The sequence below is a fragment of the Elizabethkingia bruuniana genome, from assembly GCF_002024805.1.
Classification (GTDB): Bacteria; Bacteroidota; Bacteroidia; order Flavobacteriales; family Weeksellaceae; genus Elizabethkingia; species Elizabethkingia bruuniana.
On record NZ_CP014337.1, the window covers coordinates 3,909,106 to 3,925,633 of the forward strand.

At 37.7% G+C, this 16,528-nt stretch carries 14 protein-coding genes; 10 read left to right on the forward strand and 4 right to left on the reverse strand.

The genetic code is table 11. The annotated features are described in order from the left end of the window. Positions 1-9: 9 nt before the first annotated feature. The 9 genes from AYC65_RS18355 (at position 10) to AYC65_RS18395 (ending at position 10,544) form a co-directional block, all read left to right on the forward strand. A complete protein-coding gene (locus AYC65_RS18355; protein WP_034871775.1) occupies positions 10-1,098 on the forward strand; it encodes an HlyD family secretion protein in 1,089 nt (362 codons plus the stop codon). A 53-nt stretch (positions 1,099-1,151) separates the two neighbouring features. Next, entirely contained in the window at positions 1,152-2,729 is a 1,578-nt protein-coding gene (locus AYC65_RS18360) for a DHA2 family efflux MFS transporter permease subunit (RefSeq protein WP_034871774.1), read from the forward strand. Between the two features lie 177 nt (positions 2,730-2,906). After that, positions 2,907-3,923 carry an outer membrane protein assembly factor BamD gene (locus AYC65_RS18365; RefSeq protein WP_034871773.1) on the forward strand — a complete coding sequence of 339 codons (1,017 nt, stop codon included), beginning with the start codon at positions 2,907-2,909 and terminating at the stop codon, positions 3,921-3,923. A gap of 25 nt (positions 3,924-3,948) precedes the next feature. Further along, entirely contained in the window at positions 3,949-4,272 is a 324-nt protein-coding gene (locus AYC65_RS18370; RefSeq protein WP_009086749.1) for a DNA-directed RNA polymerase subunit omega, read from the forward strand. An 88-nt stretch (positions 4,273-4,360) separates the two neighbouring features. Beyond that, positions 4,361-5,572: a bifunctional phosphopantothenoylcysteine decarboxylase/phosphopantothenate--cysteine ligase CoaBC gene (gene coaBC, locus AYC65_RS18375; RefSeq protein ID WP_034871772.1), complete on the forward strand. Its 1,212-nt coding sequence runs from the start codon at positions 4,361-4,363 to the stop codon at positions 5,570-5,572. Between the two features lie 24 nt (positions 5,573-5,596). Continuing rightward, positions 5,597-7,249 carry a DNA repair protein RecN gene (recN, locus tag AYC65_RS18380; protein WP_034871771.1) on the forward strand — a complete coding sequence of 551 codons (1,653 nt, stop codon included), beginning with the start codon at positions 5,597-5,599 and terminating at the stop codon, positions 7,247-7,249. 63 nt (positions 7,250-7,312) lie between these two features. Next, positions 7,313-8,260, forward strand: a complete 948-nt coding sequence (locus AYC65_RS18385; protein ID WP_034871770.1) for a M20/M25/M40 family metallo-hydrolase — start codon at positions 7,313-7,315, stop codon at positions 8,258-8,260. Positions 8,261-8,313: 53 nt separating this feature from the next. Then, complete coding sequence (locus AYC65_RS18390) at positions 8,314-9,783, forward strand: DUF5687 family protein (RefSeq protein ID WP_034871769.1); 1,470 nt, start codon at positions 8,314-8,316, stop codon at positions 9,781-9,783. A gap of 53 nt (positions 9,784-9,836) precedes the next feature. Further along, positions 9,837-10,544 carry an ABC transporter ATP-binding protein gene (locus tag AYC65_RS18395; RefSeq protein WP_034871768.1) on the forward strand — a complete coding sequence of 236 codons (708 nt, stop codon included), beginning with the start codon at positions 9,837-9,839 and terminating at the stop codon, positions 10,542-10,544. 98 nt (positions 10,545-10,642) lie between these two features. Here AYC65_RS18395 and AYC65_RS18400 read toward each other — a convergent pair whose 3' ends face one another. The 4 genes from AYC65_RS18400 to AYC65_RS18415 form a co-directional block, all read right to left on the reverse strand. Continuing rightward, on the reverse strand, positions 10,643-11,509 hold the full coding sequence (locus AYC65_RS18400; protein ID WP_034871767.1) for an AadS family aminoglycoside 6-adenylyltransferase: 867 nt from the start codon (positions 11,507-11,509) through the stop codon (positions 10,643-10,645). 30 nt (positions 11,510-11,539) lie between these two features. Then, positions 11,540-12,934 (reverse strand): class II fumarate hydratase, encoded by a 1,395-nt coding sequence (fumC, locus tag AYC65_RS18405; protein ID WP_034871766.1) that lies wholly within the window; start codon positions 12,932-12,934, stop codon positions 11,540-11,542. Positions 12,935-13,045: 111 nt separating this feature from the next. Beyond that, positions 13,046-14,038, reverse strand: coding sequence for a ketoacyl-ACP synthase III (locus AYC65_RS18410; RefSeq protein ID WP_034871765.1), 993 nt, complete (start codon positions 14,036-14,038; stop codon positions 13,046-13,048). A 57-nt stretch (positions 14,039-14,095) separates the two neighbouring features. After that, positions 14,096-14,683 carry a TetR/AcrR family transcriptional regulator gene (locus AYC65_RS18415; RefSeq protein WP_034871764.1) on the reverse strand — a complete coding sequence of 196 codons (588 nt, stop codon included), beginning with the start codon at positions 14,681-14,683 and terminating at the stop codon, positions 14,096-14,098. Positions 14,684-14,876: 193 nt separating this feature from the next. Here AYC65_RS18415 and AYC65_RS18420 point away from each other — a divergent pair, with 193 nt between their 5' ends. Next, positions 14,877-16,484, forward strand: coding sequence for a fumarate hydratase (locus AYC65_RS18420; RefSeq protein WP_034871763.1), 1,608 nt, complete (start codon positions 14,877-14,879; stop codon positions 16,482-16,484). Positions 16,485-16,528: the final 44 nt, after the last annotated feature.

Consider the following 16,528-nt stretch of genomic DNA (forward strand, 5'->3'; position numbering starts at 1 on the left):
AACATAGAAATGTCTGAACAAGTTCCAAATAAAAAGAAAATTAATTCAAAGTTTATCGCCATCCTTGCGGTTCTTATTGTAGGAGGTGGGGCATTTGGATTTTATAAATATCAGCATGCGCAAGTGCACCAGACAACTGATGATGCGCAGATAGAAACAAATATAACGGCTATCACTCCAAGAATTCAGGCCTTTATAAAAGAGGTAAGAGTAAAAGATAACCAATATGTGAAAAAAGGAGATACACTTTTAATTCTTGATGCAAGTGATATTAATACTAGGGTAGAAGAAGCAAGAGCCGGAGTTTCTCAGGCTGAAAGCGGTATTACTGCAGCACAGGCACAGACTGAGGCATCTACTTCTACATTACCTATTACAAATAATCAGGTTGCTGCAATGAACGCTAATATCGATGCTGCAAAAGCTAAACTTTGGCAGGCAACACAAGATTATAACAGATACAGCAATCTTTATCAGGATCACAGTATTACAAAACAGCAATTTGAGCAAGCTCGTACAGCAATGCTAGAGGCTCAGGCAACTGTAAAAGGATATGAAAGCCAGAGATTAGCTACTCAAAATCAGACACAAGCTACAATTTCTCAAAGCCACGCTGTAGGATCTCAGGTATCTGTAGCAAAAGCTAACCTGGAGAAAAGCAAAGCGTCTTTAGAGGCTGCAAAAATCAACCTTTCTTATACTGTAATTACAGCACCGGTTTCAGGTTTTGTTTCAAGAGTAGATTTGCAACAGGGACAATTGCTTAATCCTGGTCAACAATTATTTAACATTGTAGACGAACATATTTGGGTTGTTGCTAACTTCAAAGAAACTCAGTTAGAAAAAATAAGAATCGGACAGAAAGTAGAAATTAAAGCGGATGCTTATCCACAGCATAAATTCGAAGCTAAAGTAAGCTCTTTCTCTCCGGCAACAGGAGCTCAGTTCTCTCTTTTACCTCCGGATAATGCTTCAGGAAACTTCGTAAAAGTGGTACAAAGACTACCAGTATCTATCGAGTTTGTAAACCCGAAAGATCCTATGCTGAAATATCTTCGTCCGGGAATGAATCTGGATGTTGATGTGACTACTAAATAATTTATAAATAAAAGAAACGGAGGTTTCTCCGTTCTAAATACCTTAATTGATTAATGGAAAATCCGGATTCTCTGGTAGAATATGGTTTTAGAAGGGGTATTATCGTTTTAATGGCGGTATTGTGTGCTCTTCTGGAAATCGTAGATACTACCATTGTGAACGTGGCTCTGGACTCTATGAAAGGGAGTCTGGGAGTAACACTGGAAGATGTTGCCTGGGTAGTTACGGCTTATGCTATTGCAAACGTAATTATGGTACCAATGACGGCATGGCTTTCTCAGCAGTTTGGTAGAAGAAATTACTTTGTAGCTTCGATCATTGTCTTTACCGCGGCTTCTTTCCTTTGTGGAAATTCAACCTCAATGGCAGAGCTTATTATCTTCAGGTTTATACAGGGACTTGGTGGGGGAGCCTTATTAGTAACCTCGCAAACCATTATTACCGAAATTTTCCCGGTGGAGAAAAGAGGTATGGCCCAAGCTATTTATGGGATGGGAGTTATTGTAGGACCTACATTGGGACCACCACTGGGAGGATATATTGTAGATAATTTCTCCTGGCCATATATTTTCTATATCAACATTCCGCTTGGTATTATTGCAGCACTGCTGGCAATGAACTTTGTAAAAAGTCCGAGATATGGTGAGAAACGTAAACCGAGTGAGGTAGACTGGTGGGGGATTATACTGCTTTCTACATCTGTAGGATCTTTACAGTACGTTTTAGAGCACGGTCAACAAGACGACTGGTTCAATGATAAGATTATTCTTATCCTGAGTATTGTTACTGTATTGTCTGCAATCTTCTTTTTATGGAGGGAGCTAACAGCGAAATATCCTATTGTAAACCTGAGGGTACTGAAGAATACTAACCTGGCGGTAGGAACTGTTCTTACCTTTGTATTAGGATTTGGTTTATACGGATCAACATTTATTGTCCCGATATATACACAATCTATCCTGGGGTGGACGGCTACAGATGCCGGATTACTACTGGTGCCGTCATCTATTATGACCGGAATCATGATGCCAATTATCGGGAAGTTGCTACAGAAAGGAGTTCCTCAGAAATATTTGGTTACACTTGGATTTGCGATATTCTTCCTGTACAGTCTTGCGATGTACTATGAGATGACCCCATATACCTCTACGGATGAGTTTTTCTGGCCGCTGGTAATTAGAGGGGTTGGTTTAGGTCTGCTATTTGTGCCGATTACAACACTATCCCTTTCGTCCTTAAAAGGTAGAGAAATTGCAGAAGGAGCGGCATTTACAGGGATGATGAGACAGTTAGGTGGTTCATTTGGTATTGCAATTATTACCACATATATAGCGAGAGACTCTCAAAAACACAGAGTAAACCTAATGGCCCATGTTGATATCACCAAAGACATTGTTGCACAAAGAATACAGATGTATCAGCAAATGATGATGTCAAAAGGAGCTACAGCACAGGAGGCATTAGGAAGAGCATATAAACTACTGGAGGGACAGGTGATGAAGCAGGCAATGGTACTGACCTATGCAGATGTATTCCTGTATCTTGGTATACTATTCCTTATTTGTATTCCGTTTGTGCTTTCCATCAAGCAGGGGAAATCAAAGATAAATCCTGCCGATGCAGCACACTAAACAGGTGCCGGAATCGTAATAAACAGATAATAACAGTGTAGTGGTTTCTTAAAAAGAGATTACTATACTGTTAAACTATCATAAAAACAATTCTATTGTAAAAAAAATCTTATTTTTGCAGATCGAATAGGCAAACTAATAAGGAAAAGATTCCTTAGGTAAAGCCCGGAAATATTTATGAAAAAGATTCTAACCTTTATTACTCTTGCATTGATCGTTGTTTCTTGTAACAAAGAGTTTGACAACGCAATGAAAAGCGCAGACAAAGAAGTTATTCTTAAAGCAGCTGACAAATATTACGAAAAAAAGAATTGGAAGCAGGCTCTAGCGCTTTATGACAGATTACCAAATCTGCTTGCAGGAACCGATGAGTTAGCCGATATGAGCTATAAACAAGCTTATGCTAATTACTATGACAGAAGTTATAAATTAGCAGGGCACCAGTTTAAAAGCTTTACTGTAAATAACCCGAGAGATCCACGCAGAGAAGAGGCAGCTTATATGTCAGCGCTTTGTTACCACCAGGATTCAAGAGATTATAATCTCGATCAGGAAAGTACAATTGCTGCGATTAATGAGCTTCAGGAGTTCCTGAATACTTATCCGGGTTCGGAAAGATCAAAAAATATTTCTAAGCTTGTAGATGAATTGTCTTACAAACTAGAATTCAAAGCTTACGAAAATGCCCGTCAGTATTATAAAATGGCGGAATATAAAGCTGCCGATATAGCATTTGAAAATGTATTGGAAGATTATCCTTCTACAAAACTTCGTCCGCAGATCTTTAATTATATGATGAGATCTAAAGAGAGATTGGCTACATTGTCTAGTTATGATCTGAAATCAGACAGAATTGAAAATGCTATTTCTTTTACCAGACAGGTGGAACGTGAGTTCCCTAACTCTGATAACAGTAAAGATGCTGTAAAAATAAGAGAGTCTCTGGAGCATGAGAAAGAAAACTTTGCTAAACTTAAAGTAGAATACGATAAGAGAAGAGCAGAGAGAGAAGCAAGAATTAAAAGACTTTCAGCTGAACAAGCTGCTGAAATGGAAAAAAAAGCAGAGAATAACCGTAAGGCTAAAGCTGTAAAAGAATATAAAGATAAGGTAAGAGGGTTGCAAAAGGATTCTGCTATATTGAATACACCACCTCCGGCAGCGACTTTCAAAATACCTAGAAAAAGCAACTAAAATTTTAAATTAAAGTAAATCAGATATGAGCGTTAAAGATTCTAAAGCACCAGTAAACACCATCACTTACGATAAGAATAAGATCGAAGAAAAAGTAGGTAGCATCTACGAAGCTATCGTAATTATGGGTAAGAGAGCGGAGCAGATTAATGCTGAAATCAGAACAGAACTTCACCAAAAATTAGATGAATTTGCTGTTCATAACTCAACTCTGGAAGAAGTTTTTGAAAACAGAGAACAAATTGAGATTTCTAAGAACTACGAAAGATTACCAAAACCAACTTCAATTGCAGTTCAGGAATGGATGGATGGTGATATCTATTTCCGTAAGACAGAAGACAGAAACTAAGCGTTTTACAACGACTTTTATGAATATTGGCAGGAAGATGTTTTTTTAAGACATCTTTTTGTCGTATTATTACTACAAATTTTTCAGCATGGCGAACAGCTTACAAGGAAGAAAAGTATTAGTGGGCGTTACAGGCGGTATAGCTGCCTATAAAATCCATTTTCTGATAAGAGAACTGGTGAAAAACGGTGCAGAAGTGCAGGTGATTATGACGGAGGATGCACACCAGTTTGTTACACCTCTTAGTCTTTCAACCTTATCCAGAAATCCGGTATATACAGATTTTTATAATACAGAGGGGACCTGGAACAATCATGTTGATTTAGCACTATGGGCAGATGTAATGCTTATTGCTCCATGTACGGCGAATACACTGGCAAAGATGTCTACAGGCTTATGTGACAATCTTTTACAGGCAACATATCTTTCAGCTAAATGTCCTGTTTTTGTAGCTCCCGCAATGGATTTGGATATGTATGCACATCTTACAACAACCGAAAATCTGAAAAAGATTGAGAGCTTTGGAAACCGGATTATTCCGGCCGAAGAAGGTGAGCTTGCAAGTGGTCTTACGGGGCTAGGCAGAATGGCTGAACCAGAAACTATATTCAGACATTTACAACAATTCTTTAGTACAGAAAATTCAAAGTCTCTGCTGAAAGGCAAAAAGGTACTGATTACAGCAGGACCAACCTTTGAACCAATAGATCCTGTTCGATTTATAGGAAATCACTCTTCCGGAAAAATGGGATTTGCATTGGCGGAAGCAGCTGCAGACAGAGGTGCTGAGGTTATCCTTATATCTGGTCCAAGCAGCTTGCATACTACACATCCCAATATTTCATTACATGCTGTAATCTCAGCGAAAGAGATGTTGGAAGAGGTTTTCAAATATTATGAAAATGTAGATGTAGCCATTATGAGTGCTGCCGTAGCAGATTATACCCCCAAATATTATTCGGATCAGAAGATCAAAAAGAAGGAACAGGACTTTATGATAGAGCTTGTGAAAAACCCTGATATTCTGAAGACAATGGGTGAAAAGAAAAGCCATCAGTTATTAGTAGGTTTTGCACTGGAAACCCAAAATGAAGTAGAATATGCTAAATCTAAATTGGTACAAAAGAATCTGGATCTTATTATACTGAATTCACTTCAGGATTCCGGAGCAGGATTTAAGAGAGATACCAATAAGATCAGTATTTTCACAAAAGAAGGAGAAAGTAAGGTATTCGACCTTAAAAAGAAGACAGAAGTAGCAGAGGATATCCTAAACGTAGTAGAAGAAAAATTACACTAAATAAATAGCGTAAACGAAGGAAAAATGTTATCTAAAATATTCATTCAGAATTTTGCATTGATCGATAGGCTGGAGGTAGACCTTCATAAGGGGCTACAGGTGATTACCGGAGAAACTGGAGCCGGTAAATCGATTATTCTTGGTGCACTGCGCCTAATGATGGGCGAAAGGGCAGATTTGAAGTCAATTGCCGATGCTGAAAAGAAAAGTATCGTTGAAGGAACTTTTGTACTGGATGAAGCGAAGTTTAAAAGCTTTTTTGAAGATAATGATCTTGACTTTGAGAAAGAAACACTTATACGCAGAGAAATTGCACCTGCCGGTAAATCGAGAGCTTTTGTTAATGATGTTCCGGTTACATTATCTGTATTGCAAGAGCTTTCTGAAAGACTTATAGATATTCATTCGCAGTTTGAAACTTCTAATCTTTTTTCAGAAACATACCAGTTTGGAATAATCGACGGACTGGCAAAAAATCAGAAATTATTAGCCGACTATCAGTCGGAATTTAAAATTTATACACAGGCAAAAGCCAAGCTTCTGCAGTTAGAAAAACGCTTAGCGGAAGGTAATAAAGAGGCAGATTACCATCAATATCTTTTACAGGAGCTGGAGGAAGCACAACTGGATCAGTTGAATCTGGATGAACTTAAGAATGAACTTTCTGCACAAGAAAATGCAGAGACTATTATAGAACAGTTATCACAGACTTATCAGCTTTTGCAGCAGGATGAAGCCGGAGTACTTACTATTCTGAACGAAACTAAAGCAAAACTTTCAAAGATTACAGGATATTCTGAGAATTATGAACAACTTTCAGAGCGAATCCAGAGTTTGTATTTTGAACTAAAGGATATAGCAGATTCCTGTGAAAACGAACTTGAAAAGGTACAAATGAATCCTGAAGCTCTTGCAGAGCTTAATACCAGACTCAATCTGGTAAATACATTATTGATAAAGCATCAGGTACAGACTGTGGAAGAACTTGTTAGTATCCGTGATGAGTATGCTAAAGAGCAAAATCTTGCAGAAAATCTGGAAGAGCATATCAAAGAGCAGCTCCAGTATATTGAACAACAAAAGACGAAACTCAAAAAAATAGCAGCGGAACTTACTAAAAACAGAAAGTCCGGAGCTAAAATATTTGTTGAGAAAAGCCAGCATATTTTACAGCGCCTTGGTTTGGAAAAGGCCAGGATGGAAGTAGATTTAAGTGAAGATCCTGAATTTAATGAATATGGTAGTGATACCATTCAGCTTTTATTTCAAGCTAATACCGGTTTTCCGATGAAACCTGTTCATACAGCTATTTCTGGAGGAGAAAGATCCCGTGTAATGCTTGCTGTTAAAAAGATTATGGCTGAAAATTCTGAACTGCCAACCCTGATTCTGGACGAAATAGATACCGGAGTTTCCGGACGTGTAGCCGAAGAAATTGGAAAATTAATGCATGAGATGGGGCAGGATATGCAGCTTATTGTTATCACCCACCTGGCTCAGGTTGCTGCTAAAGGAGATTACAATTATAAAGTAATGAAATCCGAAGTAGGAGGAAAAACACAGTCTACCATTATTCCTCTGAATCAGGACGAAAAGCTACAGGAAATTGCCCAATTGCTTAGTGGTAGCAAGATTACAGAAGCAGCAATAGAACAGGCAAAAGAACTGATGCTGTAGTTTCGTTTTCCGAAAACTGGCAACGTTGCAGGGTTTTCTCTATTTTTGTACGAATTAATACCCATGAAAAATACTATTCTATTTACTTTCTTATTACTAGGACTATGCTCTTATGCACAGGAGATTGAAGTTAAAAATCTGAAAAAGCACGTTTATTTTTTGGCTAGTGACCGAATGAAGGGCCGTGGAACAGGGAGCAAACAAAATCAAGAAGCCGCAAAATACATCACTTCACAATTTAAAAAATATAAACTGGAGCCTTTAGGAGTAAATGGTTATTATCAGGACTTTGAGGCTAAAGTCAGAAAAGTTAAAGTTACCGATAGCATCCGACCTGCCAGAAATGTGATTGGCTTTTTAGATAATAATGCGGCTAAAACCGTTGTTATTGGGGCTCACTATGACCATCTTGGAGAAGGAAAACAGGGAAGCTCTTTGGCAAAAGACAGTTATGGTATGATACACAATGGTGCAGATGACAATGCTTCGGGTGTTGCCGGATTATTGGAATTAGCACGCGTATATAGCCAAAATAATATAAAAGAGCCAGTGAATTTCCTGTTTATTGCTTTCGGAGCAGAAGAATTAGGATTGGTTGGTTCACGGTATTTTGTAAAGAACCCAACATATGACCTTGGTAAAGTGCTTTGGATGCTGAATATGGATATGATTGGCAGATTGAACAAAGAAAGAGGCGTTTCTGTTATTGGCTACGGAACATCACCAGAATTTGAGACTATTTTCAAAGAAATAGATCCTAATAAGTTTGTGAAATTCTATACGGGCTATGAAGGACGTGGCGGATCGGATCAGACATCTTTCTATGAAAAAGATATTCCTGTTCTGTTTTTCCATACTGGCGGACACGACGACTACCATAAACCTACGGATGATGCCGATAAGGTTGATTATGAATCTCTAAAAGGTATTCTGGAACTGGAGAAAGCTGTTGTTGATGGTAGCTTTAACGTGGGTTCTATGCCTTTCAGAAATACAGATCAGAAAAAATAAATTTTTGTAACATTTCTTGCAAATCATGAACTAATTAGATAAAGCTAATTAACATGTTTGCAAAACTAATTCGTCTGGAATTTAAAAGTTTTTTCAGAAGTCCGCAGTTAGGAGCCGGTATCCTGATGAAGATTGGTATGTTCTTCATCTTCGCCTATATGGCATTAATATTCTTCGGAGGAGCATTTGCCTTATTTTTTGGTGCCAGGAAAGAGGGAGTCAATCCATTGATTCTTTTCAGTAGATTTTTTCTCGTATACTGGGTACTGGATCTGTTGCTTAAATATTTTATGCAACAGCTGCCAGCCAATAATATAAAGCCATTACTTACCCTTAATATTCCCAAGAATAAAATTACAAGCTATACTCTGGTAAAGATTCTTTTGTCATTCTTTACATGGGTGTTTTTGTTGTTTATGCTTCCGTTTACAGTATTGCTTTTAGTGGATGGCGGTTTTAGTATATTATCGGTACTGGCGGTGTTTATTTCTGTAGTAGCACTTATCTTTTCCAATGCCTTTATCAATACATTCATCAATAAGAATAATACACTGTTGTATTCCATTTTTGCAGTTATTATTGTATTAGGCGGATTACATTATTTCAAGATTATTGATGTATTGAATATTTCCGAAACACTAATCTATTCTGTATATCAGAAATGGTGGTTGTTTTTTATTCCTTTGCTTCTGGTTCTTGTTTTAGGTAAAATGGCTTTTAGCTTTATTAAACAGAATCTTTATCTGGATAAAGGTTTGGAAATGAAGAAGACGGTTGGAAAAACAGAAAATATTGAATACCTAAACCGTTTTGGTGCTATAGGAACTTTTATTAATAATGATATTAAACTTATTAAAAGAAGTAAAGCTGCCAGAAGTGCACTTATTGGTGGTTTTCTGTTCTTATTTTACGGATTGCTTATTTTTAATAAAGGGTATTCCCATAGCTTTATGCAGGTATTTCTTGGGATTTTTGTTACCGGTGGGTTCAATTTAATGTTCGGACAAAGAGTTCCGGCATGGGATAGTTCCTATTATCCACTGATGATGACACAGAATGTTCCGTATAAAGAGTATCTGAAGGCTAAATGGTGGCTTTTCGTTATTGTTACAGCTGTTTCTATGGTATTGGCGACTTTCTACGTTTTCTTCACAAGTTGGGAGTTCTATTTCACCATATTTGCGGCAGGTCTGTATAACTTGGGTGTTAACTCTTACCTTACTTTATTAGCCGGTGCCTATAATAAAAAACCGATTGATTTAAATTCAGCTTCAAAAGGATTCACTGCAGGACAAAATAATTTTAATATAAAGATTCTGATCATTATTATCCCGCAGATGTTGGTTCCGATGGCGGTATTCGGGATTGTAAAATACTTTGCCGGAATGTCTGCAGCAGTAATCAGTTTAGGTATTCTTGGGCTTATTGGATTCCTTTTAAGAGATAAGATTTTTGATCAGATCGTGAAGATCTATAGGTCCGAAAAGTATTCTACACTTGCAGCCTTCAAAAAGGTAGACTAACAATATTATACAGTTTAACGAATAACTATAAATTAATATCCAAATTCAATAAAATGATTTCAATTCAAAATATATCAAAAGTTTACGGTGCCAATAAAGTTTTAAATATCCATGAGCTTAGCATTCCCAAAGGTGAGACATTCGGACTGGTAGGAAATAACGGTGCCGGAAAAACTACTTTATTCAGTGTACTATTAGATCTTATAGCTCCTTCATCGGGATTTATCAGTATTGATAATATTAAAGTTAACGAATCTGAAGCCTGGAAAACAAAGCTTAGTGCTTTTATAGATGAAAGCTTCCTTATTGGCTATCTTACACCAGAAGAGTATTTTTATTTTCTGGGAGAATTGAGAGGGCAGAACAGGGCTAGCGTAGACGAATTTCTGAAGCAATTTTCGGATCTGTTTAATGGAGAAATTCTGAATGCCGGAAAATATATCCGGGATCTTTCTAAAGGGAATATGAAGAAAGTTGGTATTGTAGGTGCATTGATAGGTAATCCGGAAATTATTGTATTGGACGAGCCTTTTGCCAATCTTGATCCTTCTACACAGATTAAACTGAAAAACCTGATCAGAAACTGGTCGCAGGATGCTAATGTTACATTTCTTATTTCCAGTCACGACCTTTCCCATACAACGGAGGTTTGCAACAGGATTGTGATTCTGAATAAAGGCGAGGTAGTAAGAGATATACAAACCAATCCGGAGACACTGCAGGATCTGGAGAAATACTTTGCAGATCAGATTGTATCGTAAATGTTTAGAATATAAACAGATATAAAAGTGGCCTCAAAATTATTGAGGCCGCTTTTTATTATTCCTTAGTGTCTTTTATGGATGAACAAAAAGACAAACTAATTACAGGATTTATATACTGTTTCCAGATAGGCTCTGATATTATTCTCCATTTCTGAAGGATAGGGATAATTAAGCGATTCTGCTAGATTCCCCCCAAGTTCTCCTACTATATCAGTCATACTGAAAAGGGCTTTCCAGTTTTCTTCGATATTGCTTCCGGAAAAGGTTTGCTCAGTTTTAGGCCAGAGATCCTGCGACAGATATTTTTTGAAAAGCCTTCCATGTTTATTGGTTGTAATATCCCAATTGTGCTGATTTGCAATATGCCACTCCAACAGCGGAACCAGATATTCCGTTCTGATGATATTTTCCGACATGAATTTGGCATAGAAGATATCTCCACGCGCCAGACATTTTGCGACATAGGTACAGTCCCACCAGAAATCTGTGATCAGTTTTGTAAAATCTTTTTCATCTGGTTTTTTGATAATTGAAACCAGATGTGTCGGAGGTTTCATATTTTGGGTAATGCCATCTTTGTCCAGCAATATTTTGTATCCTATATCCCAGTCTTCGGGAAGCTCTTCATACTGTATTTCCTGTAGAAAAGAAGACTTACGATAAAGCTTGAAATCCACCTTTACAGTGTCTTCATACAAAACCATTTTCATGGCATGTATTCCATTGAAACAGCTTTCATCCTCTTCAATCATAGAAATTGGCTTGCCAAAAAGATTAAGCCATTTACGATCTGCAATATAAGCTTGGTTGTCTTCAAATATAAGCTCTACATCCAGATCACTGAAATCGTCGACAGGAGCTAAAGGATTTACAAGAGAACTGGTCAGTATAACAGCCCTGATATCTTCATTTCCATTAGCCCAGTCTATTATTTCCCGGAGTTTTTCATCCCGAATTTTCATGAGTCTATTGAATGATAAAACAAATTAACCTTATTTCAGGCTGCCCACCATATCCTCTGGTTTCACCCATTCATCGAACTGCTCGGCTGTTACAAGTCCCAGATTGATAGCTTCCTCTTTCAGTGTTGTACCGTTTTTGTGAGCTGTTTTAGCAATTTTAGCAGCATTTTCGTAACCGATATGCGTATTCAGTGCTGTAACCAACATCAGTGATTTGTCTACCAGTTCTTTTATTCGTGGTTCATTAGGTTCGATGCCTACTGCACAATGGTCGTTGAAAGAAATACAAGCATCAGCAATAAGCTGTGCTGATTGCAGGAAGTTATAGGCCATTACAGGTTTGAAAACATTCAGTTCATAATTTCCCTGTGTTCCGGCAAATGAAATGGTTGTGTCATTTCCTAAGACCTGTGCACAAACCATTGTCATAGCTTCATTTTGTGTTGGATTTACTTTTCCAGGCATAATAGAAGATCCTGGTTCGTTTTCCGGGATATGGATTTCTCCGATTCCGGATCTTGGACCGGAAGCCAGCATACGGATATCCTGAGCTATTTTGAATAAAGATACAGCAAGTTGCTTTAGTGCACCGTGGGATTCAACAATAGCATCATGAGCAGCAAGAGCTTCAAATTTGTTTTCCGCAGTTATAAAAGGCAGTCCGGTAAACTTAGCAATATATTCAGCTACTTTTACATCGTAGCCCTGTGGGGTATTTAGCCCTGTTCCCACGGCTGTTCCGCCTAGTGCCAGCTCTGCTAAATGCGGTAATGTATTTTTTAATGCTTTCAAACCAAATTCCAGTTGAGCCACATAACCGGAAAATTCCTGCCCCAGCGTAAGTGGAGTAGCATCCATTAGGTGTGTTCTCCCAATCTTTACGATGTTTTTAAAAGCTTCCGATTTTGCTTTTAGTGTATTCTTTAATGTTTCAACAGCCGGAATAGTATGTTCTACAACCTTTTTATATGCTGCAATATGCATAGCTGTAGGATAGGTGTCGTTAGAAGACTGAGACTTGTTTACATCATCATTTGGATGTACTTCTGATTTGTCTCCCAATTGCCCACCATTGTTTACATGTGCTTTGTTGGAAACAACCTCGTTAACATTCATATTCGATTGGGTACCTGATCCTGTTTGCCAGATCACAAGCGGAAACTGATCAAAAAGCTTTCCTTCAAGGATCTCGTCACAAACCTGAGAAATCATATCCCGTTTATCAGAAGGAAGGACTCTCAGATCTGTATTTGCATAAGCTGCAGCCTTCTTCAGGTAAGCAAACGCTTCTATAATTTCGTGAGGCATGGAAGCCTCTGGTCCGATTTTAAAATTATTTCGGGAACGTTCTGTCTGTGCTCCCCAAAATTTGTCAGCGGGTACCTTTACCTCGCCCATTGTGTCGTGTTCGGTTCTGTAAATCATTGTGATCTAATTTTTTATAAAGTTAGCTAAAGAACAGATTTTATGCAATTGATAATAATCATGATTTATAAAATAATACTGTACGAAATTTTGTGTTTATAATATTGATTATTATTGTATTAAGTGTTTATTTGCAATCTGATTCCGAAGACATATTCCCGAGAAAGTAAGGCCACTACCAAAACCGGCCAATACAATAAGATCTCCTGGTTGTAGTTTTCTGTCTTTTATACCATTATACCAGGCTATGGGAATAGACGCTGCAGAAGTGTTTCCGTAGTCTGTAACACTTTGCAGACATTTTTCTTTTGGAAACCCAAGCTCTTCACATACATTTTCCAGTATTCTTATATTGGCACTATGCGGAATCATCCATGTTATATCCTGCAAAGAGAGTTTATTCTTTTCCAGTAATCTCAGGATTTCTACAGGTAATGTGGATACAGCCCACTTGAAAACCGTTCTTCCGTTTTGGTGTATTTTTCCGTCATTTACAACGTTTTCTCCGTTTATGGAGGCATGTCCTTCCGATTTGTAGAGTTCCTTGCCATATGATCCGTCTGTGATAGTCGTTGAAGAGAAAAGTTGCTTCTGCTCCGACGCTTCTACTATCACTGCTCCGGCTCCGTCGCCAAAAAGAATGCAGGTTGTTCGGTCTGTAAAATCACAAATTTTGGATAATGTTTCGGCACCGGCTACCAGAATTTTTTTATAACTGCCAGAAGCTATAAGACCCTGAGCCATAATAATACCATATACAAATCCTGCGCAGCCTGCGGAAATATCAACACAACCCGCCTGCGGAATATTGAATCTGTCCTGAATTTTACTGGCAACACTTGGAAATTGCTGATCCGGCGTGCTGGTTGCTATAATAATGAAATCGATATCTGTGAGGCCTTTTTTATACTCCTTCTCCAGATTTTCAATGGCCTTGATACATAAATCGCTCGTATACTCATTTTCCTTACTGAAGTATCTTGTTTTGATACCAGTTCTGCTCGTAATCCATTCATCACTGGTTTCAATAATCTCTTCGAAATACTGATTGGTGATTTTGTTTTCAGGGATGTATATCCCGATCGATTCAATAGTTGCTTCCATGATTTTATCTTTAAATTTTATAACATACCAATCGGTATGTTGATGGTTAAAAAATTTTTAAATGCGTATTTGTTCTATAATGCTGCTGTCGATATGGTCATTCATATGAGTCAGAAAGCTTTTATCATCTTTTGTAATTGCCATGAATACGGCTCCCTCTGTCATGGCATAAATAACCATTGATATTTTATCAACATCTGTATGGGCTTTAATTTCCCTTTTAAGAACACCAGACTTGATGATCTCAGAAATACTCCGGATGAAAATTTTTGATATCTTCTGGGCTTCATCAAATAGTACTTTATTATTAAACTGAGCGTCTACACCAAGATTTAGCATTGGGCAACCACCAATTTCTCTTGCAAAATCAAAATAATCGGTTCTAAAATATTCAGTAATAGCCTTAAGCTTCTCTATGCTGTTTTCTTTTGATGCTATCTTTTGTCTTAAAGGCTTAATAATCTTCTCTATATTGAAATGAAAAGCTTTAACGGCAAGATGCTCCTTATTCTTGAAATAGAAATATACAGCCCCTTTAGTAAGGCTGGTGGCTTTAGTAATTTCTGATAATGAAGTGGCGGTATATCCTTTCTTATTAAATACAGGAGCTACCTTTTCAATAATATATTCAGGCGTTTCTTTCATAACACACTACAAATATAGAAATCTTTTCTTATTTCACATACCAGTCGGTATGTTTGGTTTTCCTAAATAGATTTCATCCAATTTATAATCATTATAAATATGAATAAAGCTAGTGATTTTACTCATATTTGAAATAGTACAGCTTTCATTATTCTTATTTTTACGACTCTAATTTTTCAGAAAAATATTAAAAATGGAATTTCAGTATCAGGAACCATTTCCTATTCTAAAAGACGACACACAATACAAAAAATTGACTTCCGACTATGTAAAGGTTGAGAAGTTAGGTGAAAGAGAGATTGTAACTGTTGATCCTAAAGGACTGGAACTTTTAGCAGAAGAGGCATTAAAGGATGTTTCATTCATGCTTCGTTCAACTCATTTACAGAAGCTTAAAAATATTATCGACGACCCTGAGGCGACAGACAATGACCGCTTTGTGGCTTATAACCTGTTACAGAACGCATCTGTAGCGGTAAAAGGAGCACTTCCTTCTTGCCAGGATACCGGAACTGCAATATGTGTTGCCAAGAAAGGAGAGAATGTTTATACAGGAGCAAATGATGCTGAGTGGATTTCCAAAGGAATTTATAATACTTACCAGAATCAGAATCTTAGATATTCTCAGGTGGTTCCGTTAACGATGTTCGATGAAAAGAATTCAGGATCTAACCTTCCGGCACAGATTGATATTTATGCTGAGGAAGGAGATGCGTATAAATTCTTATTTCTTGCAAAAGGAGGAGGTTCTGCTAATAAGACCTTCCTTTACCAGAAGACAAAATCATTATTGAATGATAAATCTCTGGAAGAATTTGTTAAAGAAAGAATCATGGATCTTGGTACAGCGGCATGCCCACCGTATCACCTAGCTTTAGTAATCGGAGGTACGTCTGCAGAAGCTAACCTTGCAGCAGTGAAGAAAGCTAGTGCAGGATATTATGATAACCTTCCGACTGAAGGAAACATTGGTGGTCAGGCATTCCGTGATTTGGAATGGGAGAAGAGAGTACAAAAGATTTGTCAGGAAAGTGCTATCGGAGCACAGTTTGGTGGTAAATATCTTACACACGATGTACGTGTAATCCGTTTACCTCGCCATGCAGCTTCTTGTCCTGTTGGTATGGGCGTTTCTTGTTCTGCTGACAGAAATATCAAAGGAAAAATCACCAAAGATGGGATTTTCCTTGAGCAACTAGAAGTAAGCCCTGAAAAATTCTTACCAGAAACAGCACCACATCTGGAAGAACCCGTAACGATTAATCTGAACAGACCAATGAATGAAGTATTGGCTGAGCTATCAAAATACCCGATTAAAACTAGATTAAAACTAAATGGTACTTTAATCGTAGCAAGAGATATTGCCCATGCTAAGATCAAAGAATTATTAGATAGTGGCAAACCAATGCCGGAATATTTCAAAAACCACCCGATCTATTATGCAGGGCCTGCAAAAACTCCTCAGGGAATGGCTTCAGGAAGCTTTGGCCCAACAACGGCAGGAAGAATGGATGTTTATGTAGACGAGTTCCAGGCAAACGGCGGAAGTATGGTAATGCTGGCAAAAGGGAACAGAAGTAAAGATGTAACAGATGCATGCGCAAAACATGGTGGTTTCTATCTTGGTTCTATTGGTGGTCCTGCAGCAGTTTTGGCAAAAGAAAACATCAAATCTGTTGAGGTTGTAGACTTCGAAGAGCTGGGAATGGAGGCCGTAAGAAAGATTGAAGTAATAGATTTCCCTGCATTCATTATTACCGATGATAAAGGAAATGATTTCTTCGCAAACCTTGCCCACTAGTTCTATATAAAATGAGTATAAATTAAAAATAGACGTTTAAATCC